The sequence below is a fragment of the Meiothermus sp. genome, from assembly GCF_026004115.1.
Taxonomy (GTDB): Bacteria; Deinococcota; Deinococci; order Deinococcales; family Thermaceae; genus Meiothermus.
The window spans coordinates 3,135,863-3,158,614 of record NZ_BPIM01000001.1 but is presented as its reverse complement, the minus strand read 5'-3'; the positions used below and the strand labels follow the sequence as shown (position 1 = coordinate 3,158,614).

The 22,752-nt window shown below is 60.4% G+C and carries 20 protein-coding genes; 15 read left to right on the top strand and 5 right to left on the bottom strand.

Features of this window, described 5'->3' with window-relative positions; genetic code table 11:
- Nucleotides 1–31: 31 nt before the first annotated feature.
- The 13 genes from nuoE (at nucleotide 32) to Q0X23_RS15150 (ending at nucleotide 16,210) form a co-directional block, all read left to right on the top strand.
- Nucleotides 32–595, top strand: coding sequence for an NADH-quinone oxidoreductase subunit NuoE (gene nuoE / locus Q0X23_RS15210; protein WP_297861053.1), 564 nt, complete (start codon nucleotides 32–34; stop codon nucleotides 593–595).
- The gene (gene nuoF / locus Q0X23_RS15205) at nucleotides 592–1,908 is read left to right on the top strand and encodes an NADH-quinone oxidoreductase subunit NuoF (protein ID WP_297861052.1); all 1,317 of its coding nucleotides are present in this window, start codon (nucleotides 592–594) and stop codon (nucleotides 1,906–1,908) included. The genes nuoE and nuoF overlap by 4 nt, the downstream gene beginning before the upstream one ends.
- Before the next feature lie 8 nt (nucleotides 1,909–1,916).
- Nucleotides 1,917–4,283: a molybdopterin-dependent oxidoreductase gene (locus tag Q0X23_RS15200; RefSeq protein ID WP_297861247.1), complete on the top strand. Its 2,367-nt coding sequence runs from the start codon at nucleotides 1,917–1,919 to the stop codon at nucleotides 4,281–4,283.
- Between the two features lie 161 nt (nucleotides 4,284–4,444).
- A complete protein-coding gene (nuoH, locus tag Q0X23_RS15195; protein ID WP_297861246.1) occupies nucleotides 4,445–5,557 on the top strand; it encodes an NADH-quinone oxidoreductase subunit NuoH in 1,113 nt (370 codons plus the stop codon).
- Between the two features lie 16 nt (nucleotides 5,558–5,573).
- Nucleotides 5,574–6,113: an NADH-quinone oxidoreductase subunit NuoI gene (gene nuoI, locus Q0X23_RS15190; protein WP_297861051.1), complete on the top strand. Its 540-nt coding sequence runs from the start codon at nucleotides 5,574–5,576 to the stop codon at nucleotides 6,111–6,113.
- Between the two features lie 164 nt (nucleotides 6,114–6,277).
- On the top strand, nucleotides 6,278–6,877 hold the full coding sequence (locus Q0X23_RS15185) for an NADH-quinone oxidoreductase subunit J (RefSeq protein ID WP_119339543.1): 600 nt from the start codon (nucleotides 6,278–6,280) through the stop codon (nucleotides 6,875–6,877).
- Nucleotides 6,874–7,164, top strand: coding sequence for an NADH-quinone oxidoreductase subunit NuoK (gene nuoK / locus Q0X23_RS15180; protein ID WP_297861050.1), 291 nt, complete (start codon nucleotides 6,874–6,876; stop codon nucleotides 7,162–7,164). The genes Q0X23_RS15185 and nuoK overlap by 4 nt, the downstream gene beginning before the upstream one ends.
- A 3-nt stretch (nucleotides 7,165–7,167) precedes the next feature.
- The gene (nuoL, locus tag Q0X23_RS15175) at nucleotides 7,168–9,000 is read left to right on the top strand and encodes an NADH-quinone oxidoreductase subunit L (protein ID WP_297861049.1); all 1,833 of its coding nucleotides are present in this window, start codon (nucleotides 7,168–7,170) and stop codon (nucleotides 8,998–9,000) included.
- Entirely contained in the window at nucleotides 8,997–10,418 is a 1,422-nt protein-coding gene (locus Q0X23_RS15170) for a NuoM family protein (protein WP_297861048.1), read from the top strand. The genes nuoL and Q0X23_RS15170 overlap by 4 nt, the downstream gene beginning before the upstream one ends.
- Before the next feature lie 85 nt (nucleotides 10,419–10,503).
- Nucleotides 10,504–12,759 carry a proton-conducting transporter membrane subunit gene (locus Q0X23_RS15165; protein ID WP_297861047.1) on the top strand — a complete coding sequence of 752 codons (2,256 nt, stop codon included), beginning with the start codon at nucleotides 10,504–10,506 and terminating at the stop codon, nucleotides 12,757–12,759.
- A gap of 56 nt (nucleotides 12,760–12,815) precedes the next feature.
- Complete coding sequence (locus Q0X23_RS15160; RefSeq protein WP_297861046.1) at nucleotides 12,816–13,412, top strand: NAD(P)-dependent oxidoreductase; 597 nt, start codon at nucleotides 12,816–12,818, stop codon at nucleotides 13,410–13,412.
- Between the two features lie 113 nt (nucleotides 13,413–13,525).
- A complete protein-coding gene (locus Q0X23_RS15155) occupies nucleotides 13,526–14,368 on the top strand; it encodes a DUF817 domain-containing protein (protein WP_297861045.1) in 843 nt (280 codons plus the stop codon).
- A 15-nt stretch (nucleotides 14,369–14,383) separates the two neighbouring features.
- Nucleotides 14,384–16,210, top strand: a complete 1,827-nt coding sequence (locus Q0X23_RS15150; protein WP_297861044.1) for a prolyl oligopeptidase family serine peptidase — start codon at nucleotides 14,384–14,386, stop codon at nucleotides 16,208–16,210.
- Here Q0X23_RS15150 and Q0X23_RS15145 read toward each other — a convergent pair.
- Both Q0X23_RS15145 and mqnB read right to left on the bottom strand, forming a co-directional pair.
- Complete coding sequence (locus Q0X23_RS15145) at nucleotides 16,207–16,818, bottom strand: cyclase family protein (RefSeq protein ID WP_297861043.1); 612 nt, start codon at nucleotides 16,816–16,818, stop codon at nucleotides 16,207–16,209. The genes Q0X23_RS15150 and Q0X23_RS15145 overlap by 4 nt on opposite strands.
- Nucleotides 16,815–17,471 carry a futalosine hydrolase gene (gene mqnB, locus Q0X23_RS15140; protein ID WP_297861042.1) on the bottom strand — a complete coding sequence of 219 codons (657 nt, stop codon included), beginning with the start codon at nucleotides 17,469–17,471 and terminating at the stop codon, nucleotides 16,815–16,817. Before mqnB ends, Q0X23_RS15145 begins: the two co-directional genes overlap by 4 nt.
- A 353-nt stretch (nucleotides 17,472–17,824) precedes the next feature.
- On the opposite strand from mqnB, the gene Q0X23_RS15135 reads away from it, so the two are divergent.
- Both Q0X23_RS15135 and Q0X23_RS15130 read left to right on the top strand, forming a co-directional pair.
- The gene (locus Q0X23_RS15135) at nucleotides 17,825–18,739 is read left to right on the top strand and encodes an ABC transporter ATP-binding protein (protein ID WP_297861041.1); all 915 of its coding nucleotides are present in this window, start codon (nucleotides 17,825–17,827) and stop codon (nucleotides 18,737–18,739) included.
- Nucleotides 18,732–19,484, top strand: coding sequence for an ABC transporter permease (locus Q0X23_RS15130; RefSeq protein WP_297861040.1), 753 nt, complete (start codon nucleotides 18,732–18,734; stop codon nucleotides 19,482–19,484). The genes Q0X23_RS15135 and Q0X23_RS15130 overlap by 8 nt, the downstream gene beginning before the upstream one ends.
- Nucleotides 19,485–19,486: 2 nt before the next feature.
- On the opposite strand, the gene Q0X23_RS15125 is transcribed toward Q0X23_RS15130, so the two are convergent.
- From Q0X23_RS15125 to Q0X23_RS15115, 3 genes are all read right to left on the bottom strand, one after another.
- The gene (locus Q0X23_RS15125) at nucleotides 19,487–21,157 is read right to left on the bottom strand and encodes a glycerol-3-phosphate acyltransferase (RefSeq protein WP_297861039.1); all 1,671 of its coding nucleotides are present in this window, start codon (nucleotides 21,155–21,157) and stop codon (nucleotides 19,487–19,489) included.
- 64 nt (nucleotides 21,158–21,221) lie between these two features.
- Entirely contained in the window at nucleotides 21,222–21,968 is a 747-nt protein-coding gene (locus Q0X23_RS15120) for a hypothetical protein (RefSeq protein ID WP_297861038.1), read from the bottom strand.
- Nucleotides 21,969–22,202: 234 nt separating this feature from the next.
- Nucleotides 22,203–22,751, bottom strand: coding sequence for a bifunctional 2-polyprenyl-6-hydroxyphenol methylase/3-demethylubiquinol 3-O-methyltransferase UbiG (locus Q0X23_RS15115; protein ID WP_297861037.1), 549 nt, complete (start codon nucleotides 22,749–22,751; stop codon nucleotides 22,203–22,205).
- Nucleotide 22,752 lies beyond the last annotated feature (1 nt).

Here is a 22,752-nt window from a genome sequence, read left to right as displayed (position 1 = left end):
AAACCAGGCACTCGAATGTTTGCGGAGGCATATGGGATTTTTCGACGATAAACAAGACTGGCTTCGGGGTGTGTTCGCGCAATACCCCGACACGCCCCAGGGACGACGGGCCGCACTGATGCCCATGCTTCGGCGGGTTCAGCAGGACGAAGGCTGGATTTCGCCTGAACGCCAAGAGGAAATAGCCCAGATCCTGGGTACCACCGCGACCGAGGTAGCGGGCGTGATGAGCTTTTACAGCTACTACCAGGCCTTGCCTACCGGCAAGTACCACCTTCAGGTATGCGCCACCCTGAGCTGCGCCATTGGCGGGGCCGACGAACTGTGGGATGAGCTGGTGCAGGAGCTTGGTATCTTGCGGGGCGATGTAACCCCCGACGGCCTTTTTAGCATCCAGAAGGTGGAATGCCTGGGCTCTTGTCATACCGCACCGGTGGTGCAGGTCAACGACGAACCCTATGTCGAATGCGTGACCAAAGCTCGTCTGCATGCACTTTTGCGGGGTTTACGGGAAGGCAAGCGCCTGGAGGAAATCGTGCTGCCGGGTAAGGTGGGGCACGAGGTACACGTGCGCGGAGAGGAGGTGGGCGTATGAGCGGGCCCATCGTGAGCGGGAAAGACCCCCGCTTCGAGAAGACCTTATATATGCATGTGGGCCAGCCCGGCTCCTGGACCCTGGACTACTACCTAGCCCACGGTGGCTACCAGGCCATTCGCAAGGCCATCCAGCAAGGCCAGGACTGGGTGATCGAGGAGGTCAAGAAGTCCGGGCTACGCGGGCGCGGGGGCGCGGGTTTCCCCACCGGGCTCAAGTGGAGCTTCATGCCCAAAAACACCGGCAAGCAGCATTACATCGTCTGCAACGCCGATGAGTCTGAGCCGGGTTCCTTCAAAGACCGCTACCTGATGGAGGACGACCCCCACCAGCTCATCGAGGGCATGCTCATTGCGGGCGTGGGCATCCAGGCCAGCAAGGGCTATATCTACATCAGGGGTGAGTACCGCAGGGCCTATGACCGGCTGATGTCGGCCATTCAGGAAGCCTATGCGGCAGGCTATCTGGGCCAGAACATTATGGGCACCGGCTTCAGCTTTGACCTCTATGTGCACCGGGGGGCCGGGGCCTACATCTGCGGCGAGGAGACCGCCCTGATGAACTCCCTCGAGGGCCTGCGGGCCAACCCCCGCATGAAACCGCCTTTCCCGGCCCAGGCGGGCCTGTGGGGAATGCCTACCACCATCAACAACGTGGAGTCGCTTTGCTCGGTGGTGCACATTACCCTGCGCGGGGCCGACTGGTTTGCCAGCATGGGCACCGAAAAATCCAAAGGCCACAAACTCTTTCAGGTGAGCGGCCCTTTCAAGCGCCCCGGCGTGTATGAGCTACCCCTGGGCACCACCTTCCGCGAGTTGCTTTTCGACTGGGCTGGCGGCCCCACCGAGCCCATCCAGGCCATCATCCCGGGGGGTTCGTCCTGTCCGCCGTTACCCTGGACCGACGAAATCCTGGATACCCCCATGGACTACGAGTCCATCAGCGCCAAGGGCTCGCTCCTGGGTACCGGGGGGGTGATCGGCATTCCGGCTAGCATGAGTATGGTGGATGCCATGTGGAACGTGACCCGCTTTTACGGGCACGAATCCTGCGGTAAGTGTACCCCCTGCCGCGAGGGGGTCTCGGGCTGGATGGTTGGCCTCTTCGAGAAGATTGGAACGGGACAGGGTCAGAAGGGCGATGTTGAGCTACTGGAAAGCCTGCTTGATCAGATTGAGGGCCGCAGTTTCTGTGCGCTGGCCGATGCGGCCTGCTGGCCGGTGCGGGGCAGCCTCAAACACTTCCGCCACCAGTTTGTGGATGCGGTTGAAAACAGCAAGCCCGTCGAACGCTTTGGAAGCCGCTGGGGGTGATGGATCGCATGGTGAGAGTAACCGTCAACGATAGAACCGTCGAGGTGCCCGGCGGCACCTCGGTCATGGACGCCATCTTCCATGCGGGCTACGATGTGCCCCTCTTCTGTGCTGAAAAGCACCTTTCGCCCATTGGGGCCTGCCGGATGTGTCTGGTCAAGACCGGTAGCCCGCGCAAGGGGCCGGACGGACAGTTCATTCTGGAAAATGGTCAGCCCAAGATTTTCTGGATGCCCAAGCTCGCTGCGGCCTGCATCACCGCGGTGAGCGATGGCATGGTGATAGATACCCTTTCCGACGAGGTGAAACACGCTCAGTCGGGGATGGTCGAACTCACGCTCTTCAACCACCCGCTCGACTGCCCCACCTGCGACAAGGGTGGGGCCTGCGAGCTACAAGACCGCAGCTACGAGTACGGCCTGGTGGAAAAGTTCTACCAGCCCGACCCCATGGAACTGCCTCTATACACCCGGTTCGAGATGACCCGGCGACATGTGGATAAGCACCATACCCTTTCGCCCTTCATTGTGCTCGACCGCGAGCGCTGCATCCACTGCAAGCGCTGCGTGCGCTACTTCGAGGAGATTCCGGGCGATGAAGTACTCGACTTCATCGAGCGGGGGGTACATACCTTCATCAACAGCGAGGACGAGGGGCTGCCTTCCAACTTTACCGGCAATATCGTGGACATCTGCCCGGTAGGGGCTTTGCTCGACCAGACCGCGCGTTTTAGAGCCCGCAACTGGGAGTATGACTCCACCGAGACCACCTCGATGGACGATGCCTGCGGAGCGGCCATCGTGGTGGATGCCCGCAGCGGTCTCCTCGAGCGCATTCGGGCCGCCGAGCGCCGCGAGGTGAACGAGGTCTGGATCTCGGATGCGGCCCGCTTCGGACACCAATGGGTCAACGAGAACCGGGTGCACACGCCCCTGGTACGCAAAGACGGGAAGCTGGTAGAGGCCACCTGGGATGAGGCCCTGAAGGCCATCCGGCAAGGCCTGGACGGTGTTGCCAAGTCCGATGTGGGTGTTTACCTGGCGGGGAACAGCACCCTCGAGGAAGGCCTGGCGGCCCTCGAGCTCACCGCAGCATTAGGCACGGCGCACCGCGACTTCCAGGGCCGCACCGCCTATCCTGTCACGGTGTTTGCACCCGCGAGCTTCGAGGAGCTACTGGACGCCGAGTTTGTGCTGGTGCTGGGTGAGCCCACCGAAGAGGCCCCCACCCTGCACCTGCGGCTCTCCGAGTACATCCGGGGCCTCAAGCCTGCCGCCAAACTTAGCCACGGCACACCCTTTGCCGACCTCAACATCAAGGAGCGGATGCCCCGCCTGAACCACAAACTGGCCCTCTTTAGCGCCTATCCCACCCCCACCGCCCGGTGGGCCGGGGCCAGCGCCGTGCATGCGCCGGGGGCCGAGGCGGCCTTGCTGGCGGCCCTGCTGGGCGAAGCCGAAGCCCCGGCTGGTTTAGGGGAACCGCTGGCCTGGGTCAAGGCGCGCCTGGCGGCCAGCCAGCGGGTGGTGTTGGTGCTGGGCGCGGGGGTGCTCAACCAGCCCGAGGCAGCCATAAAAGCCAGGCAGCTCGCCGAGCGCAGCGGCGCCCGGGTGATGTGCATGACGCCGGCTGCTAACGCCCGGGGGCTGGAAGCGCTGGGGCTGTTTCCGGGCAAAGGGGGTGCGGGCTGGATCGAGCCGGGGCCCAGGGCGGTCTACTACGCCTACCTGCCCACCGAGGCCCAGCTCAAGGCGCCTGCCTTCCGCATCCTGCACCTGACCCACCGGCACCCCCTGGCCGAGAAGTACGCCGACGTGGTGCTGCCCAACCAGACCGCCTACGAAAAGCGGGGACACACCCTGAACCTCGAGGGCCGGGTACTGCCTCTCGAGCCCGCCGGCATCAACAACGGCGAGGCCGACGGTGCAGTGGCGGCTTTAAGCCTGCTGGCCGAGGCCCTGGGGGTCAAGACCCCGGTGCGGCTGGTGCGTCAGGCCACCCGGCTTCTGGTCGAAAAATACAAACTGCCGGCTGCGCTGGAGCGCTGGCTGCCCAAGAGCATAGGTTGGACCGCGACCGAGGCCGATGCCACCACCGGTGCCCTGTACCTGCGCCCCACCATGTGGCGCCGGGAACAGCGCGTGGGGGCAGTAGCCAGGGTGGTAGAGATCAAGTTAGAGATGAGCCCCGCCACGGCCCGCTCCCAGGGCCTGGCCGAGGGCTATCTGGTGGAGCTGGCCCTGCCCGAAGGGGTCGAGCGCCTCGAGGTCAGGACCGTGGCCGGGCTGCCCGATGGCGTAATGTACGTGCCGGCCCTGGGTGCCTGGGCAGGCCGCCGGGTGGAAGCCAAAATTCTGGTGGGAGGTGAAGCATGAAGTCGCTTCGCAGCAGGGGGCAGGGGGCAGGGCACAGGGTGCAATGGAATCTGCATTCCTCCTTGCAAAAACTCGCCGCTTATGGTCCGCTGCTTGCGGGATTCGCCCTTGGCGCAGAGGCCACACCGAACGCCAACCCCGACCTCACCGACCCTCTTTGGATGGTGGGCATTAAGGCCTTTCTGGTTATTTTCGGCTTGCTGACGGCCTTTGCCTACATGACCCTGATCGAGCGGCGCCTGCTGGCCCGCATTCAGATTCGCCAGGGGCCCAACCGCGTGGGGCCGGACGGCTTGCTGCAACCCCTGGCCGACGCCATCAAGTCCATTTTCAAAGAAGACCTGGTGGTCTCGAGGGCCGACAAGGTGGTCTTTGTGCTGGCCCCCATGATCTCCGTCACCTTTGCGGTGCTCACCTTTGGCCTGATTCCCTTTGGCCCCAAGGACGCCTTCTTTGGCTACGACCCCTGGGTGATCAACCTGGACGTAGGTTTGCTTTACGTGTTTGCGGTCTCGGAGATTGCCATCTACGGTATCTTTTTGGCAGGCTGGGCTTCCAACTCAAAGTATTCCTTGCTGGGCTCCCTGCGCTCCTCAGCTTCCCTCATCTCGTACGAGCTGGCCCTGGGCATTAGCCTGCTGGCCCCTGTCTTGCTGGTGGGTTCCCTAAATCTTCGCGAGATTGTCGAATGGCAGCACCAGAACGGCTGGCTGATTCTGTACATGCTACCGGCTTTTGCTATCTTCCTGCTGACCAGCATGGCAGAGGCGGCCCGAACCCCCTTCGACCTGCCTGAGGCCGAACAAGAACTGGTGGGGGGCTACAACACCGAGTACAGCTCGATCAAATGGGCCTTGTTCCAGATGGCCGAATACATCCACCTCATCACGGCAGCGGCCCTGATTCCGACCATCTTCTTAGGGGGTTGGCGGATGCCCGGCTTTATGGAGCAGATCCCGCTTATCGGCGGCCTTTTTGCCCTGCCCTACCTGTGGATGTTTATCAAAATTGCGCTGTTTTTGTTCTTCTTTATCTGGGTGCGGGGTACCCTATTCCGCCTGCGCTACGACCAGCTGATGGTCTTTAGTTGGGGGCGTTTGTTCCCGCTGGCGCTGGCCTGGTTTTTGCTGGCCGCGCTGGTGGTGGCCTTCAAGTGGCCCATGGCCGTGCTGGGCTGGCTCTCCTTGCTCAGCCTGTTGGTTTTTTCGGCCTACGTGATTCTGACAGCCCAACCCAGACCCAGAGGCCTGCCGCGTATGGGTGCAGGCGACTAACGAAAGGAGTAAAGCTGTGAGCATTGCTGCACTCGCACAAAGCATGGGCATCACGCTAAAGGCGCTGTTTTCCAAACCCGTCACCATACCCTACCCGGATGCCCCGGTGCCCCTGAAGCCCCGTTTCCACGGGCGGCATGTCCTGACCCGGCATCCCAACGGCCTGGAGAAATGTATCGGCTGCTCGCTGTGTGCGGCGGCCTGTCCGGCTTATGCCATTTATGTCGAGGCGGCCGAAAACGACCCCCACAACCCGGTGAGTGCGGGGGAGCGGTATGCCAAGGTCTACGAGATCAACATGCTGCGCTGTATCTTCTGCGGCCTGTGTGAGGAGGCCTGTCCGACCGGTGCGGTGGTCATGGGCTACGACTTCGAAATGGCCGATTACCGCTACTCCGACTTTGTCTACGGCAAGGAGGACATGTTGGTCGAGGTGGAGGGGACCAAGCCCCAGCGCCGAGAGGCGGCCTACACCGGCAAGCCGGTCAAGAAGGGCTACCGCGTACCCTACGTGCGGCCTGAGCTCGAGGGCGTGAAGCCACCCGATTCAAAGTAGGTGCCGGAAAGTGGGGCTTGTGGAAAAGTAGGTGCCGGAATGCCGGGCTTGCGGGTTAGAAGAGATGGGTGTTCCCCAATTCGCTTTGTTCTGAGTAGAATCTCCCGGATTATGCGAGACCGTGTAGGCTCGAGCCCAAACCCCCAAGCTCCCTGGAGGAAACAATGAGTGTCGGATTTTGGGAAATTCTTGCGCTGCTGCTGCTGGTCGGTACCGGCCTGGCGGTGGTGCGGCTACAGAATGCCGTTCACGCCGCCCTGGCGCTAATTGCCAATTTCCTGGTGGTGGCGGGCGTCTATGTGGCGCTGGAGGCCCGTTTTGTGGCTATGATCCAGATTATCGTCTATGCCGGGGCCATCGTGGTGCTTTTTTTGTTTGTCATCATGCTGCTCTCGGCGGCCAGCGCCAATGTGGGCCAGGATCTGCTGCCAAGGCTTCCGTGGGTGGCCGGGCTGGGTGCGGCGGGTCTGGCCGCTGTCCTGGTCTATGCCCTGACCCGCTTCCAGCCGCCCGCCAATGCGCCGGCCCTGGGAGGTGGCCTGCCCCAGGCCCTGGGGCCCCTGCTCTACGACCCTGAGAAATGGCTGTATGCCCTTCTGGTGGTGGGCTTTTTGTTGCTGGTGGCCACGGTAGCGGCGGTGGTGCTGATTGAGCCGGAGCGAATTATTTCGGCCACCAGCCACCCGGCCCACCCACGTCAGGATCAAAAGCCCACCCCCCCAATGACTGAGCAAAAAGACGGTAAGGCGGTGGTGAAGCGATGATCTGGCTCATAGCTTCCGCTTTGTTGTTTTCGATTGGGGCTTATGGCGCGCTGACCCGGCGCACCGCTATCCTGATGTTTCTTTCTATCGAACTGATGTTAAACGCGGCTGCGCTCTCGCTGATCAGTTTTTCCAGGCTCTCGGGCAGTCTGGATGCGCAGGTGGTGGTGCTATTCATCATTGCCATCGCTGCTGCGGAGGTTGCGGTGGGGTTGGGCCTTATTGTGGCCATCTTCCGTCGCCGCGAGACCACCAACGTGGACGAGCTGCGGCAACTGAGGGGGTAAAACGTGCAAGAGACCTTTCTTCTGCCCCTGATTATTGCACTGCCTTTGCTGGGGTTTGTGCTGCTTGGGCTGTTTGGTAAGCGATTCGGTGAGCCTGCTGCGGGTTGGCTGGCCTCGCTGCTGGTTCTGGGCAGTTTTTTACTGGGTCTGTTCTTGTTGCTACAAGGTGGTGCCAAATGGACGCTGGCCGAGTGGCTGCCGGGTATTCCCTTTAGCCTGAACCTGGACAACCTCTCGGGCGTGATGCTGATGGTGGTGGCCGGGGTCGGCTTTCTGATCCACGTCTGGGCTATAGGCTATATGCACGGCGACCCGGGATATAGCCGCTTCTTTAGCTACTTCAACCTGTTTATCGCGGCCATGCTGGTGCTGGTGCTGGGCGATAGCCTGCCGGTGGTGTTTATCGGCTGGGAGGGGGTGGGGCTGGCCTCTTACCTGCTGATTGGTTTTTGGTACCAGGAGCGGGTCAACGCCGACTCGGCCCGTAAGGCCTTTATCGTCAACCGCATTGGCGACCTGGGCTTTTTGCTGGCCATGGGCCTCTTGTGGAGCATGTTCGGCACCCTTTCCATCTCCGAACTTGTCGAGAAGGTGGAGGCCGGGGGCTATAGCTTCACCACCCTCACCCTAGCCGGGTTCTTCCTGCTCATCGGGGCCATCGGCAAGAGCGCCCAGGTGCCCCTGATGGTCTGGTTGCCCGATGCCATGGCGGGCCCCACGCCGGTCTCGGCCCTGATTCACGCCGCCACCATGGTGACGGCGGGGGTCTATCTGATGGTACGGCACGCTTTCATGCTGCACGGCGACGGCTTCCTGGCGGGCCTGATTGTGGCGATTGGTCTGCTGACCGCTTTCTATGGCGCCTTGTGCTCGTTGGGCCAGTGGGATATCAAGCGCATTGTGGCCTACACGACCCTTTCCCAGCTCGGCTTCATGTTTGTGGCGGTGGGGGTAGGGGCTTACTGGGTGGCCATCTTCCACATCGTGACCCATGCCTTCTTTAAGGCCCTGATGTTCATGACCTCCGGCTCGGTGATTCATGCCCTGGGGGGGGAGCAGGACGTGCGGCAGATGGGCGGGATGCGCAAGTACCTGCCGGCCACGCACCTGCATGGCCTGGTGGCTGCCTTTGCCTCCGGTGGTCTGGTGCCGCTGGCCGGTTTCTGGTCAAAAGACGCCATCCTGGCGTACTCCTTCGAGTATGGCCCCTGGCTCTGGGCCCTGATGCTGCTGGCCTCGGTGCTGGCTGCGCTTTACTCGATTCGCTGGTATGTGCTGGTCTTTTGGGGCGATTACCGGGGCAAGGCGCACCCCCACGAGAGCCCGGCGGTGATGCTCTGGCCCAACCACATCCTGATGGGGGGGGCCCTGGGGGTGGGCTTTATCGGGCTGCCCTACGTGATCGACTACAAAAACTTCATTGAGCCTTTCCTGACTAGGGCCATCGGCGACTTTCCCCACGAGAAACTGCCGGTGGTTACGGAGTGGGTGCTCATTATCATCTCGGCGGTGGTGGCAATAGCCGCGCTGTGGTGGGGCTTCCGGTTTTTCCAGCAAAAGATGCCCGCCTGGTACGAGCGCTTCCAGGCAGCGGCCTTGCAGGGTTTCTATGCCGATGCCGCCTATAACGCCCTGTTGGTGAACCCGGCCAAGGGGCTGGCCGAACTGCTGTTTAGCGGCGACAGGGGCCTGCTCTTTGGCTTTGCGGGCCTGGGTAGCCTGATGGGCGGCCTTGGGGCTCTGCTGGCGAGGCTCGAGACCGGCGCTTTGCGCTTTTACCTGGCCGGGCTGCTCCTGGCGCTGGTGCTGCTGGTGGGCTGGGGGGTGTTGCGATGATTCATGTGGGACTGTGGTTGCCCCTCCTGACGGGTATGCTGTTGCTTATTGTGCCCGGTCTGGGCCGTAGTTTTGCCATTGCCTCCGCAGCCATCAGCCTGGTCATCTCGCTGGTGCTATTTGCGGGCTACAGCGGACAGGGCGTGGCCTATGCCAGTCAGACGCCATTTCTACCCGAGGCAGGGGTCTACTATGCGCTGGGGCTGGATGGCGCGGGGCTCTTTTTGTGGATAGCGGTGAGCCTGGTGGTCTTGCTGGGGGTCTGGATTGCCGACGTACCGGTGCGCTTTCTGGCGTATACCCTGATGATGCAGACCGGCTTGCTGGGCATTTTCGCCGCGCAAGACCTGATCTTCTTTTACTTCTTCTTTGAAGCTACCCTGATCCCTTCCTTGCTGATGCTGTGGTTCTATGGGGGGCCGGATCGCCTGCGGGCCATCTATACCTTTGCCCTCTTTACCCTGGTGGGCTCGTTGCCGATGCTGGCCGCTATCTTTGCGGTGCGTTTTCTGGGCGGGGCGGATAGCTTCCTCTATACCGACCTGGCGGCCAACCCGCTGACCGGGCAGACCGCCGCGCTGGCCTTCCTGGGCTTCCTGGTGGCACTGGCGGTCAAGACCCCGCTTTTCCCCCTGCATGCCTGGCTGCCGAGTTTTCACCAGCAAAACCACCCCTCGGGCCTGGCTGATGCCATGGGCACGCTGTACAAGGTGGGTGTGTTCGCCTTCTTCAAATGGGCCATTCCCCTCATGCCCGATGGCTTCCGCGAGTGGCAGGGCTTGCTTTTGTTCCTGGCGGCTTTTGGGGCCATCTACTCGGCCTGGGTGGCCTTTAGCGCCCCGGACTGGAAAACGCTACTGGCCTATGCCGGGGTTTCGCACATGGGCGTGGCCGCTTTGGGCCTCTTTAGTGGCAACAGTGAAGGTACGGTAGGCGCCTTGTACCTGTTGGGGGCTTCGATGGTCTACGGTTCGGCCATGTTCTTGTTTGTGGGCCTGGTCTACAAGCGCACCGGTAGTCTGGACATCAATCCGGTGCGCGGCCTGGCTAAACACGCCCCGGCCCTTTACGTGCTGGGTATGTTTTTGCTCATGGCCATGATTGGGCTGCCGGGGCTGTCGGGCTTTCCGGGCGAACTGATGATCCTGCTGGGGGCCTACAAGGTTTCGCCCTGGCTGACCTTTGTGGCCTTCCTGGCGGTGATTGCCGCGGCGGCCTATGCGCTCACTGCGTTCCAAAAGCTCTTCCAGGAGAACGCCCAGGTTCAGGCGGTGCCCGACCTGGACACCCGCGAATGGGGTTTTGCCGCCGTGACGGTGGGGGTGTTGCTCTTGATGGGCCTTTATCCCAAGCTCTTCACGGTGTACCTCGAGCCTCTGGGCAAGGCCCTGGCTGCGCTTTTTGGAGGTGCCTCATGAGCGCCGTGCTTTCTGGCGTGGAGTATGGAGTGAATAGGGCTTTTGCGCTCATTTCCGCGGCCCTGACCCCTACCGGAGGTGCGCGATGCTAACCCTGTATGTGCTGGCGGGCTTCGCCACGGTACTGTCGCTCTTGGCCTTTGTAATCTCTCGGGAGGCCAACCGCATCGTGACCCTGGCAGGACTGGTGCTGGCGGGTTTGTTTTGCGTTGTGGGCTGGGGAGGAACCCAGGAGGCCTTCGGGGGCCTCTACCGCTTCGATACCCTGGCCCGTGGTCTGACCCTGGTAGCAATCCTGGGGGGCTTGTGGACGCTATTGCTGGGGCCCGGTAAGAAGTTCGAGTTTCCGCTTCTGGTGCTTTACGCTGTTACAGGCATGCACATCATGGCCAGCAGCCCCAACCTGGTGGTGCTGGTGATTGCCCTCGAGGTCTTCTCGCTGCCCCTGTATGTGCTGGCGACCTGGCAGCGCGACGAGAAAGGCTTTGAGGCGGGCCTCAAGTACTTTTTGCTGGGGGCCCTGGGGGCGGCCATTTTTCTATACGGCATCGCCCTCTACTTTGGCGCGACAGGCAGCTTTATGGCGGGGGCGAGTGGTTCCGGGCCCCTCTACATTGCGGGCTTGTTCCTGATTATGGCGGCTTTTGCCTTCAAGACTGCCATGGTGCCCTTCCAGTGGTGGTCGCCCGACGTCTATCAGGGCAGCCCCACGGTGGTCACGCTGTTCATGGCCACGGCGGTGAAGGCGGCAGCTTTTGCGGCCATGCTGCGGATCTTCACCCCCGCAGGCCTGGAAGCCTGGGGGGTGGGTATGGCGGCCCTGATAGCCCTCACCACCATTTTTGGGAACCTGGGGGCGCTCTCCCAAACCGAGGCCAAGCGGCTTTTTGCCTACTCCTCCATCGCCAATGCGGGCTACATCGGCCTGGGGCTCTTCGGCCCTACCGGACAGGCTACGGTTCCTTTTTACCTGCTGACCTATGGGCTGGCCACAGGCCTTATCTTTGCGGTGCTTGCGATGCTTTCCAACCAGGACGTGCCGCTTGAGCGCCTGCGCGGCCTGTGGTATCGCAAGCCCCTGCTGGGCGGGGCCATGGGTCTGGGCATCCTTTCGCTGCTGGGGTTGCCGCCGCTGGCCGGGTTCTGGGCCAAGTACCTGGTCTTCCAGGAAGCGGCTCGGGCGGGCTTCTACGGGCTGGTGGTGCTGGCTCTGGTGACCTCGGCCATTGGGGCGTACTATTACCTCAAGACCTTCTTCCTGGTTTTCAGCAAGCCCACCCCCGTGCAGGAAGCCGAGGATCGTGAGGCCGAGGCCGCCCTGACGCAGTTTGGTAGCTCGGAAGCGCCGGGGATTCCGGTAGCGGCAGCGCCTATGGGCCTGACCCAGGGCTTGATGGCACCGGCGGCACGCATGTGGGCGCCTGCCCTGGGCCTTATGCTGGGGGCCATCGGTCTGTTGGGTCTGCTCTCGGTTCTTCCGGGACTGGGTTTGCGGGCCTTCAGCGCGGGCCTGTCGCCGGCAGCGGCTGCCGTGAGCATTACTGCACCCTCCAGCGGTGCGACCCTGATTGCTGGAAGCTATGCCTTGCAGGGCATCGGCAAGCCAGGGGAGACCCTCGAGCTCTTGGATAACGGCAACCCCCTGGGGGTGGTAACGGTAGGCCCCGATGGGCGGTGGAGCTTCCCGGTGGCTACCTCGGCCCTCCCTTCGGCCCTGGCTGCCGGCGCCCATACCTACGAGGTGCGCCGGGCTGGACAGACAACAGGAGCCAGCACCAATGTGAACGTCGCGCTACCCGTCGAGCCAGCGTTTACCTCGCCGCTGGCGGGCGCTACAGTGGCCGCTACCGGTTTTACCCTGCAGGGTACGGCCCAGCCGGGCCAGGTGGTCGAAATCTTTGAAGATGGGGCCAGCCTGGGGCGGGTCACGGCCAATGCCAGCGGGCAGTGGAGCCTGAATGTTCCGCCGCCTCCGGGCGGAACGCGGGTGTATGAGGTGCGGCCCGAAGGCGCTGCCTCGGGGGCTCGAATCTCGCTGGTGGTGCCCGAGGCCCTGGCCGGGGCCACCTGTAGCCAGAGCTTTGCGCTCTCGAACCTGCAAGCAGGGGGTACGGTCTCGAGGCCCTTCCGCTTTGGCGGGGTGGGCTCGGCCAGCAGCTACACCGTGCTGGTGCGGCGTGGGGATCGAATCATAGGGCGCAAAGATATTCCGCTCAGTGCGGCCTGCGGCTGGAGCTACTTCTCCGACCCAGGCCCCGGCGAAATTACCTACGAGGTGCGCGAGACCGGCAGGCTCGAGTCCGAACCACCGCTCGCCACCATCACCCTAAAGGTGCAGTAAGCAACTTGGTGGCATAGGGGCGTATCGCAATACGCCCCTACAGTTATTTTGTGGGCATGAAAATCGTAGTCTTTGGTGCATCCAAGGGAGTGGGGCTTCAGGTGGCGCAACAAGCCCAGGAACAAGGGCTTAGCGTGACTGCTTTTGCGAGAAACCCCTCGTTCCCCAATTATGCCCATCTCAGCGCTATGCGGGGCGATATCTTCGACCCAGAGGCCGTGTCCAGGGCAGTTGAAGGTCAGGATGCTGTGGTGATTGCCCTGGGTGCGGGCAACCAGGCCGGCGACCAAACCCGCAGCCAGGGAACGGCCCACATCGTGCGGGCCATGCAGCAGTATGGGGTCAGGCGGGTAGTCGCGGTGAGTTCGTTTGGGGTAGGCGACAGCCGCAAAGGCCTGATCGCCCATGCGGCCTGGCTCTTTCTCAAGGCGGCCCTGGAAGAGCACGAGCGCCAGGAGAAGATCCTGATGGAAAGCGGCCTGGACTGGACCATTGTCCGCCCCACCGGCCTGACCAACGATGCTAAAACCGGCGCTTACAAGATTGGGAGTAGCGGGCGGGGGCGAATCTCGAGGGCCGATGTGGCTGACTTCATCCTGAAAGCACTGGAGGATTCAAGCTACATTGGCAAGGCCCTGGTCATCAGCTCCTGAGCGCTGCTAGCTCTGAATGCTTTTGTGTGATGGACCACCGACCGTGCCCCTTGGTAGCCACGTTTTGGGGTTTCGACCCAATCGAATCGGGCTGATCTGCTACCCTGGAGCCAGTGCAGCCCACATTTTCGTTCCCAAAAGCCTGGAATTTACTGCTCAACTTTGTTTATCAAGAGGCCGCCAGTAGCTTTTTTCCTGGCCTGATCTTGCTTTTGTTGCTGCTTACCCGGTTCGTGGAGATTCCGGGCCTGCCCCGTTACGATTTTTTGCTGCTGTGCTGCATTGTGATCCAGATCTGGATGGTCTGGGGCCTCAAGGTCGAGACTGTGGACGAACTCAAAACCATCACCCTCTTCCATGCGATTGCTATGGCCATGGAAATCTACAAGGTCAACCTGGGTTCCTGGGTTTATCCGGGTGAGGCCTACACCAAGCTTCTGGGGGTGCCCCTCTTTGCGGGCTTCATGTATGCGGCGGTGGCCAGCTACATCACCCAGGCCTGGCGACGCCTGCACCTGCGAATAGAGAACTTCCCGCCTAGCTGGGTTAACTGGTTGTTTGTGCTGCTCATCTACGGTAATTTCTATACCAACGCCGTTTTTTACGATATTCGATGGCTGATCATTGCGGGGCTTTTTGTGGCTTACTGGCGTACCCGCATTTACTTCAGCCTCTCTACCCAGCCCTTCAAGCGCCCCGACCCCGCCCTGGCTCCCGTGCAAGCGTTCTGGCTGCCCCTCAAGCTGGCGTTTTTGCTGGTTGCTACGTTCATCTGGATTGCTGAGAACATCGGGACCTACCTGGGGGCCTGGCAGTACCCCAGCCAGGCCGATGGCTGGCAGATGGTTTCCGTCTCCAAGCTAACGTCCTGGGCCCTTTTGTTCATTGTAAGTTTTGTACTGGTGGCCCAGCTCAAGCGCATCAAGGCCCAGCGCACAGGCCTCGAGCAATTTTGAGCTAAACTTGACCCAGTGAAAGAGAACCGCATTCCCCTCGAGGAACTTGCCCAACTGCCCAGCTTTGCGGCAGTCACGCCCAGTTGGGACGGTCAGAAAATTGCCTTCTATTGGGATAAAACCGGGCGCTATGAGCTCTACACCCTGGATTTATTGAGCCGTAAGGTCAAAAAACTTACCGACGGCCAGGCCCCGCGCCAGCTGCGGGCCGGTTTTGTCTGGACGCGGGACGATGCCGAGATTATCTTCGCCAAGGATAAGGACGGCGACGAGCAGAATAACCTGTTCAAGATAGCGCTGGACACAGGCCAGGTAGTTCAGATGAATGATAGCCCCACTACGCAGGAATACGCCGGGCAAGTACACCCCGACAATACCCGCATGGCGGTGATGTCGAATCGGGCCGGACAGATGAACGTGTTCACCCTGGATCTCAAACACGAGACCCACAAATGGAAACAACTGACCCACTTCAAGGCCCCGGCCTATGCGGTGGGTTGGAGTCCTGATGGAGAGTGGCTGGCTGTGGTTTCCAACGAGTCGCCCAATCTGAAGAACCAGGATAGCTACCTCGTGTGCGCAGACGGCTCTCAAATCCGCAAAATCCTCTCCATTCAGGACGGCTCCAAAGACGCCGTGGCCGACTGGCACCCCGATGGTAAGCGGCTGGCCTTCACTTCCGATGCTTTAGGCAACAGCCGGGTGGGGATTTTGAACCTGGACGGCGGCGAGGTTCGCTGGCTCAGTCCGGAGCGAAGCGATACCGAGGAGTACGCCGCTGGCTTTTCCAAAAATGGCGATTGGCTGGCGGTCATCCGCAACCGCCACGCAGCCATTCTGCCGGTGCTCTACCACGTGGAATCGGGCCAGACGAGGGAACTCAAACTGCCGGAAGCGGTGGCGGCGGGTAGCGATTTCGTGCTGGGGGATTGCAAGCTGCTGGTGTTGCTCACCTCGGCTACCCGGCGCCCCGAGCTAATTTTGTACGACCTCGAGCAGGATACCTACGAGGTGCTGCTGGAAGCTGAGTATGGCTCCATTAACCCCACGGTTTTTGTTGAAGACCAGCATATCTGGTACGAGAGCTACGACGGGCGCAAGGTGCCCGCCCTGCGCTATCAGCCCAGGACAATTCCTCCCGGTACGCGGCTGCCGGCGGTGATCATTGTGCACGGCGGCCCTACCGCACAGTTCTTTCGGGCCTTCGACCCCTTCGCGCAGTTTCTGGTAGACCAGGGGTATGTGGTTCTGCAGCCCAACATTCGCGGCTCGACCGGCTATGGGGTGGAATGGCGTGACCTCAACCTCAAGGACTGGGGTGGGGGTGACCTGGAAGATGTGGTAGCCGGTGCTCGCTACTTAGGAGCCTTGCCTTTTGTGGACCCCAATCGTATTGGCATTTTTGGCGGCTCGTTTGGGGGCTTTATGACTTATATGGCCGTCACCAAGAAGCCGGAGGTCTTCAAGGTGGGGGTGCCCTGGGTGGGGATTACCGACCTGCACAAGCTCTACGAAGAGGACATGGAACACTTCCGGTATTATTTCCGCTCCCAGATGGGCGACCCCGTGCAGGATTATGCTCTGTGGCGCGACCGCAGCGCCATCGAGTTCGCCCATCAGCTCAAAGCCCCCATCCTCATTGTGCACGGCGTCAACGACCCCCGCTGCCCCATTTCTCAAGCGCGCATCTTCCGCGATAAGCTCTTGCAGCTTGGCAAACTGGAGGGTCAGGACTTCGAGTACCACGAGTTTGCCGACGAAGGGCATGGCCCTGGGGGCGATATCCAGGGCAAGATCCGCACCTTCAAGCTGCTGGCAGACTTCCTCGAGCGTCGCCTCTAGCGCAAAATGGCCCGCACCGGTGCGGCATCGGTGCCCTCGAGCCTTAGCGGTAGGGCAATCAACTCGTAGGCTCCCACAGCCACACCGTCCAGTGCCAGCCCTTCCAGGATGAACACCCCCGCCCCGGCAAAGGCTTTGTGGGCGGGGAGGTCTTTGGAGGTGAGGGGGTCTACGCTGGGGCAGTCGGTGCCGTAGAGCCGGACGCCCCTCGAGGCCAGGTAGGTTGCCGCCTCGGGTTCTACGTGGGTGAACTGCTGAGGAAAGGCGGGCCAGTCGTTGGGCTGCCCGGTATAAAAGAGGGTACGTTCGGCCAGCTCGACCGTTTGCAAAAAGGCCACCGAAAGCGCTTGTTGCCCCCGCGCATCCACCACCCGGCAGGGGCCAACCAGCGCCGAGAGCGGCACGCTTTCCAGCCGCCCGCCCGCTTCCACGTAATGCCAGGGGGCATCCAGGTGGGTGCCCAGGTGGGTGGTGGTGGCAATTTTACCCACGTTTACGCTATCCCCCTGGGCTATCTGGGCGGTCAGTTCGTAGCGATATGCTGTGTCGCCGGGCCAGACCGGAACGCCCGGATAGATGCGACGGGTAATGTCAATCAGGCCAATCATGGCTCAATGATACGCAGGATGTGGTGCTCGAGGCTCTCCACCGCCTGCTTGATGCGCCACTGGGCCTTGTCACGCACCCCAGCCAGGTTGGACACCGCCCGCAGCTCGGCGCACTTCAGGCCCATCCACAAGCAGGTCTGGGCAAAGGCGGCCCCTTCCATGTTCTCGAGGTCGGCCTCCCACCTGCGCGATAGCTGCCGGGCCTCGCTGGGGTTTTCCGAGACCAGGTCGCGGGTCAGGAAGGTTTTGGTGGGCAGGTTGAGGGTTTGGCTCAGTTCAGCCGTCAAAGCCCGATCCAGTGGAAAGCGGTTGTGATACGGGCCCGAGGCCAGTACCAGCGTAGGGAAGCCCATGCCTTTCATGCCCCCGTCCTTGAGGCCCAGGTCGGCCTGGATTTCCTTCTCGGCGAGGGCCGCGTCCCCAATCTGCAAACCTGCATCGGGGTACATGCCGGCAATGCCAAACAGCAGCACCCGCTCTAACTTACTTCGTTGGGCAAAGGCGGCCAGGGTGGCGGCGGTATTAACTTTTCCGATGCCGGATTCCAGCCAGACCCAGCCCTCCCCGCGCAGCCCGGCGCGTCCGTGGAAGCTAGACTTCCGGCCTTTCAGAAAGGCGGCTTCGAACCGGGTGGGGCTCAGGAGTAATTGCATGGCACGATTAAACAGTAAAGTTGAACCTAAAATCTATACTAAGTATAAATTAGTGTGATTGATTTTTTTCTTCTATGCTAACTTTCTGATTGAGGCGCCTTAGAAAGGAGGTAAGGTTGTGCGGGAGCTGATTATCAGGGTAATCGTGGAAATTATCTGCGCCGTATCGAATGCTTGCTAGGATTTGGCTGGTTGGGTCATGTAATTTCTGGAGGTGATATGATGGTTAGGGAATACCTAATCGCTTTGTTGGATTATGTCTTTTGCAGGTTGGGCTGGTGCTAAATGGAGCTATCGAGGCGTGGGTAATAATACCTGCGCCTCCATACGTTAACTACTGAATAGGCAATCCCATGATCAAAGTTGATTCAATACAAAAAACCTACTACTCTCGGACAAATTTTGTGAATGTTTTGCAGGATGTTTCATTGGAGGTGCAGCCGGGAGAGATACTATCTTTGCTTGGGCGTAATGGCAGCGGAAAGACCACTACCATTCGCATAATTTGTGGGTTGGTTTTACCGGATAAAGGTAAGGTTAGTATCAATGGTTTCACTCTGGGCAAGCCTGAGTACATGGCCCAACTTGGGGCATTGATTGATACAAACCGGGGGCTCTATCCTCGCCTCTCGCCATTTGAAAACCTGCAGTACACCTGCATTGTTCGGGGCATGTCGCGTTCAACTGCAATTGAGCGAGCAAAGTATCTGCTCGATCTGCTTGGGCTCTGGGAAAAGCGAAATGCTCCGACCCAAACTTTGTCCAAAGGCATGCTTTCCAAAATGGCCTTCGCACTAGCAATAGCCCATGACCCGACTTTTGTTTTACTAGATGAACCGACGCTCGGTCTGGATATCGACGCGGCTGAGACCTTAGAAGAGCAAATACAGCTTATGGCCGCAAGTGGAAAAGGGATTTTGCTCACCACGCATCAAATGGAAGTTGCTGAGCGTTTGAGTAGCCGTGTAGCGATTCTTGTGGATGGCCGGATTGCAGTTGACAAGCCAAAATTGGAATTGCTGAGTATGTTTGACCAACAAAGATATCGAATTGTCTTTTCAGAGCCATTATTGGGGCTCGAGCTTCCCTATGTTTTCACCTTAGATTCAACAAATACTGTTCTCGAAGTGGCACTAAATAGTTCCAACGAGATATACGACCTGATGAATCGGCTACGCCCTGCCCCTATCAAGAGCATTGAGAAAATTGACGAGGATCTGGGCCAGATATTCAAATACCTAACCATCAAGGAGCCAAAGCATGCTTAGACTTCGCCAACTCATCTACGCAGAACTGATGCGTTCATGGCTCGAGCTGGCTCGTTACCCTGCGCAATTCTTTCTGGGGCTGCTTTTGATGGGCCTTATCTTTTACCTGCTCTTTGGCTTTGCCAAACTAGCGGGCGCAGTTGACGCCAGTGGTATACAAACAACCAAACTAATAGCAGGGTATCTGTTGGGAATTCTAGCTTTAGGGACTATTGGGGGACCCGCCCATCAGGTTAGTAGGGAGGTGAAATCAGGATCACTGGAGAACATGGTTTTATCTGGACAAGGGCTAACGGCTTTTTTTGTGGTTCAGGTGTTGGCTCGATCTTGGTTTTCTTTGCTTCAAATGGGCTTATTATTTACGGTTTTGGTCTTTATATACAAATCTTCGTTCGAGCTAAGTTGGCTATTGCTACCAACTTTTTTTTTGTTTTTGATTGCCGCTCTGGGATTGGGTTTGTTGGCAGGTGCGGTGGTCCTCTTATACAAGGAAGTGAGTAATATCTTTACATTGGTTCAACTCTTAGTCTTTCCGGCTGTGATGGTGGAGTTGCCCCAACTACAGTGGTTTCCGCTAACGCTTGGAGCAAACATGACTAGAAACCTGGTGTCGGGGGGTTCGGTCGAGCCCATCGATTGGGCCATCCTTGGGTTGGGTGCCGTTGCACTCTACAGTATTGGAGTTTACTTCTTCCAAAGTGCCGATCTGCTCGCACGAAGAAGAGGTTTACTTGGGCACGAATAAGGCTAGTCTACCACCCTAAACCCCAGCGCCTCGGCCCGCTCCACGAAGAACTGAATATTTTCGCTTTTGGTCTCGCCCCCCAGGCTCTTGCGCTCGTAGGCCTGTTCGGCGGCCAGGATCATGGTCTCGGCCAGGCAGGCCGGCACGGCGCCCTCGCCAAAGTGTAGGTCGAGGTTGCCGCGCATTGGCCCCGGTGGCCGCACCACTCCCCCCGGGATCACCCGTACCCCCGGTACTTGCTTGACCGTCTCGTCTACGTCGGGGGGTACGCCTTCGTCGTAGATCCAGGCCCCGGGCTTCACGTGCTCGGGAAAGATGACCGGCTGGGGGTCGGAGGTGGCGGTAAAGACCAGGTCGGCTTCTTTGATGGCCGAAATGTCCAGGGTGATGATCAGCTCGGGTACCGGCTGGCCTTTGCGCTCTAAATTTTGCTTGAGTGTTGCAGCGCTCTTTTCCAAGCGCTCGAGGTTGCGCCCGATCAGAATTAGCCTGCCCACCAGGGGAGCAATCTGCCGGGCAATCCCAAAGGCCACCACCCCGTTGGCGCCCACCACTGCGGCGGTGGCTTCCTTAAGCTTGCGCCCAGTCTGCTCAAAGTGGGCCAGGATGCCGGGAATAGCGGCCTTGACCGTACCGGCGGTGTAGGCGCCGCCGTTGGTGACTTGTATTTCCGGCACGGCTTCTTGCACGATTTTTCCCTTCTCGCCCACCACGCTCCAGAACGCCCCCAGCCCCACCACCGTGCAGCCCAGCTCTTTGGCCAGCCGGGCCCCCTGGATGGCCCGCTGGGTGGCCAGCTCGGGCTTACCGCTGATCTGATGGGGCAGCAAGGGGGCCGAGAGCAGGTGGCAGCGAATCTCCCGCCCGTCGGCGGTTTTTACCCCGCGCAACTCGCCCACCTTCATGGGCCGGATGGCCTCAGCCAGGTTTTCCACCAGGCTTTGCGCGATCAGGCCCCGCTCGACCAGGGGCTTGGCCCAGCGGAAGCGGGGGCTTTGGAAGAGGTCGTCCACTGTTAGCGGATGAATCATGAAAGCACATACCACCTGTTTGTCCGAGGGCAGGGGCAAGGGTTCGCCCAGGCGGGGTTCGGTGCCTTCCAGCATTCGCCCAATATTTTCCTTGTAGCGCCAAAGCGTTGTCAGCAGCAAAAACCAGGCCGCCAGCTTAGCCCAGCCGGAGATGGGCTCGAGGGTAAGCAATAGAGCCAGTGTGGCCGGAATGGTCATGGCCGCCAGCGAGGCATAGCGACTCCACAAAAGAATTCCCGTCGCTACCAGCAAAACCACCAGGGTCAGCAGGTAAGGCAGGCCGCTCAGGTAGAGGCCAAAAACAAACCCCACCAGCACCCCGGCGCCCCGCCCGCGCAAAAGCGCTCCCTCGGCCAAAAACCGGGGAGGGTAGAGGTGGCCCAAATAGACCAGCAGCGCAAAAACCACCGCCCAGGACAGGCCAAACTGCCCCCCCATCCAGACCGCCAGGAGCCCCTTCAGGAAATCCAGGCTCCAGGCCAGCAGGGCCGGGCCTGTGCCCAGGAGCTTGAGGGTGTTCTCGAGGCCCAGGTTATAGGCCGAGGCCAGACGTGGGTCCTGCCCGGTCAGGCGACGGATGGCCCAGTAGCCCAGCGGTAGCGAGCCGATCAGGTAGGCCAGGATTGCCAGCAAAAAAACCATCGGCACAACCTTACCAGAAAAACCCGGCGACGAGATACACAGGACTTTTGAACAAAGCCCAGGCTCAGGTTTCGCTGGATTGCTTAGCCTCGAGGTGGGCGGTTTTGGGTTTCTGGCTCATGGCCCAGAGGGTGCCCAACACCAGTACAACCAGAATAAAGAGCGAGAACTGGGTCTTGTCTATGCCTGTGGCCCACTCGGGGCGGATTAGCACTTCCTTGGCGAACTTGTCCCAACCCCCAATAGCCAGCTTGACCCCGGCAAAGCCCACCACCGCAAAAGCCACCGCCTCGAAGCGGGGGTATTTTTCCAGGAGGCCCACAAACAGCACCGCCACAAAGCGCAGGGCCAGGATGCCAATAAATACGCCGGTAAAGATAATCCAGAGGGTATCCGAAAGCGCTACCGCCACCAGCACCGAGTCCACGGCAAAGGCCAGGTCGGCTAGCTCGATCTGTGCCACAATGGTCCAGAACTGGCGCGGAGTCACGGTTTTGAGCGCTTGCAAGGCATCGGGGTGGGCTTCCTCTTTGGGCTTCGGTTTGCTGAAGTGCCGGATGGCGATGTAGAGCAAATAAACAGCTCCCAAAGCCTGAATCCACCAGAACTGAATCAGGTACACCGCAAACACCAGGGCCAGGCCGCGCAGAATGTAGGCCCCGGCGATGCCGTAAAAAAGAGCCTTTTGCCGCCAGGGTGGAGGCAGTTGCTTGACCATCACCCCCAGCACCATGGCGTTGTCGGCGGAAAGCACCGCCTCCAAGACAATCAGGATTCCTATAACGATTAGCGCTTGTCCGAGTTGTTCCATGGGCACCCCAGCGCCGTGGATAGGTCGTAGAAAACCACCACGGCAGGCTTGTGTCGTGGTGGTCTCACCAAGGCGATGCGCCCAGATTAACCGGAAGCTACCGCTTCGTACTGACGATTAATCAACCCTAATCCGGCCAAACAGGGTGGCTACTCCCCAACCATCCTGTAGCGTAGCAGGCTTTGTCCTATGAAAAGCGCATGAGCCTACCATCTGGAAGGGGGTGGTGGGGCTTCAGGCAGATTTTTCCCAGACGGCCCAGGTGCGGTGGTGCCCCTCCATCCACCCCTCGGCCCAGGCCCGCAGGCGCAAACCGGGGGACGGGCGCAGGAGTTCGCCCGGTTGCCAGTAGTGCGCGGCCTGGCTTCCCCGGCGGGCCGCTTCCTGGGTGGTAAAGCCTTCCAAAAATACTTGTCCCCCCGGCAAGAGCCGCTCGCAGAAGTGCGCCAGAAGGGGGCGGTGCAGGAAGTACGAGTGGATTATGCCGGCAAAGGGGCCCGGCGGCAGGTGGGGTTGGGGGTATTCCAGGTCGGTCTCGAGCGCCCATACATCAAGACGCCGACGGGCGGCTTGGGAGCGCACAAACTCGAGCGCTACCCGGCTTTTCTCGAGCAAAATCACCGGATGCCCCCGCTCGGCCAGAAAAAAAGCGTTACGCCCGGTCCCTCCGGCCAGGTCCAGCACCGGGCCTGCTGGAAGTCCATGGGCATAAGCCGCCACCACAAAGGCGGGTTGACTGAGCGGAGGCTGGTTCAGATAGTGGGCGTCCCAGTCTTTGGGCATG

Bases quoted from the DNA above. Each gene is read 5' to 3' on its own strand.
- nuoH (WP_297861246.1), top strand. From the start codon at position 4,445: ATGGTGGGCATTAAGGCCTTTCTGGTTATTTTCGGCTTGCTGACGGCC.
- nuoE (WP_297861053.1), top strand. From the start codon at position 32: ATGGGATTTTTCGACGATAAACAAGACTGGCTTCGGGGTGTGTTCGCG.
- nuoK (WP_297861050.1), top strand. From the start codon at position 6,874: ATGATCTGGCTCATAGCTTCCGCTTTGTTGTTTTCGATTGGGGCTTAT.
- Q0X23_RS15135 (WP_297861041.1), top strand. From the start codon at position 17,825: ATGATCAAAGTTGATTCAATACAAAAAACCTACTACTCTCGGACAAAT.
- nuoF (WP_297861052.1), top strand. From the start codon at position 592: ATGAGCGGGCCCATCGTGAGCGGGAAAGACCCCCGCTTCGAGAAGACC.
- Q0X23_RS15165 (WP_297861047.1), top strand. From the start codon at position 10,504: ATGCTAACCCTGTATGTGCTGGCGGGCTTCGCCACGGTACTGTCGCTC.
- mqnB (WP_297861042.1), bottom strand. From the start codon at position 17,471: ATGCAATTACTCCTGAGCCCCACCCGGTTCGAAGCCGCCTTTCTGAAA.
- Q0X23_RS15125 (WP_297861039.1), bottom strand. From the start codon at position 21,157: ATGGTTTTTTTGCTGGCAATCCTGGCCTACCTGATCGGCTCGCTACCG.
- Q0X23_RS15120 (WP_297861038.1), bottom strand. From the start codon at position 21,968: ATGGAACAACTCGGACAAGCGCTAATCGTTATAGGAATCCTGATTGTC.
- Q0X23_RS15145 (WP_297861043.1), bottom strand. From the start codon at position 16,818: ATGATTGGCCTGATTGACATTACCCGTCGCATCTATCCGGGCGTTCCG.
- Q0X23_RS15170 (WP_297861048.1), top strand. From the start codon at position 8,997: ATGATTCATGTGGGACTGTGGTTGCCCCTCCTGACGGGTATGCTGTTG.
- Q0X23_RS15130 (WP_297861040.1), top strand. From the start codon at position 18,732: ATGCTTAGACTTCGCCAACTCATCTACGCAGAACTGATGCGTTCATGG.
- Q0X23_RS15115 (WP_297861037.1), bottom strand. From the start codon at position 22,751: ATGCCCAAAGACTGGGACGCCCACTATCTGAACCAGCCTCCGCTCAGT.
- Q0X23_RS15160 (WP_297861046.1), top strand. From the start codon at position 12,816: ATGAAAATCGTAGTCTTTGGTGCATCCAAGGGAGTGGGGCTTCAGGTG.
- Q0X23_RS15185 (WP_119339543.1), top strand. From the start codon at position 6,278: ATGAGTGTCGGATTTTGGGAAATTCTTGCGCTGCTGCTGCTGGTCGGT.
- Q0X23_RS15200 (WP_297861247.1), top strand. From the start codon at position 1,917: ATGGTGAGAGTAACCGTCAACGATAGAACCGTCGAGGTGCCCGGCGGC.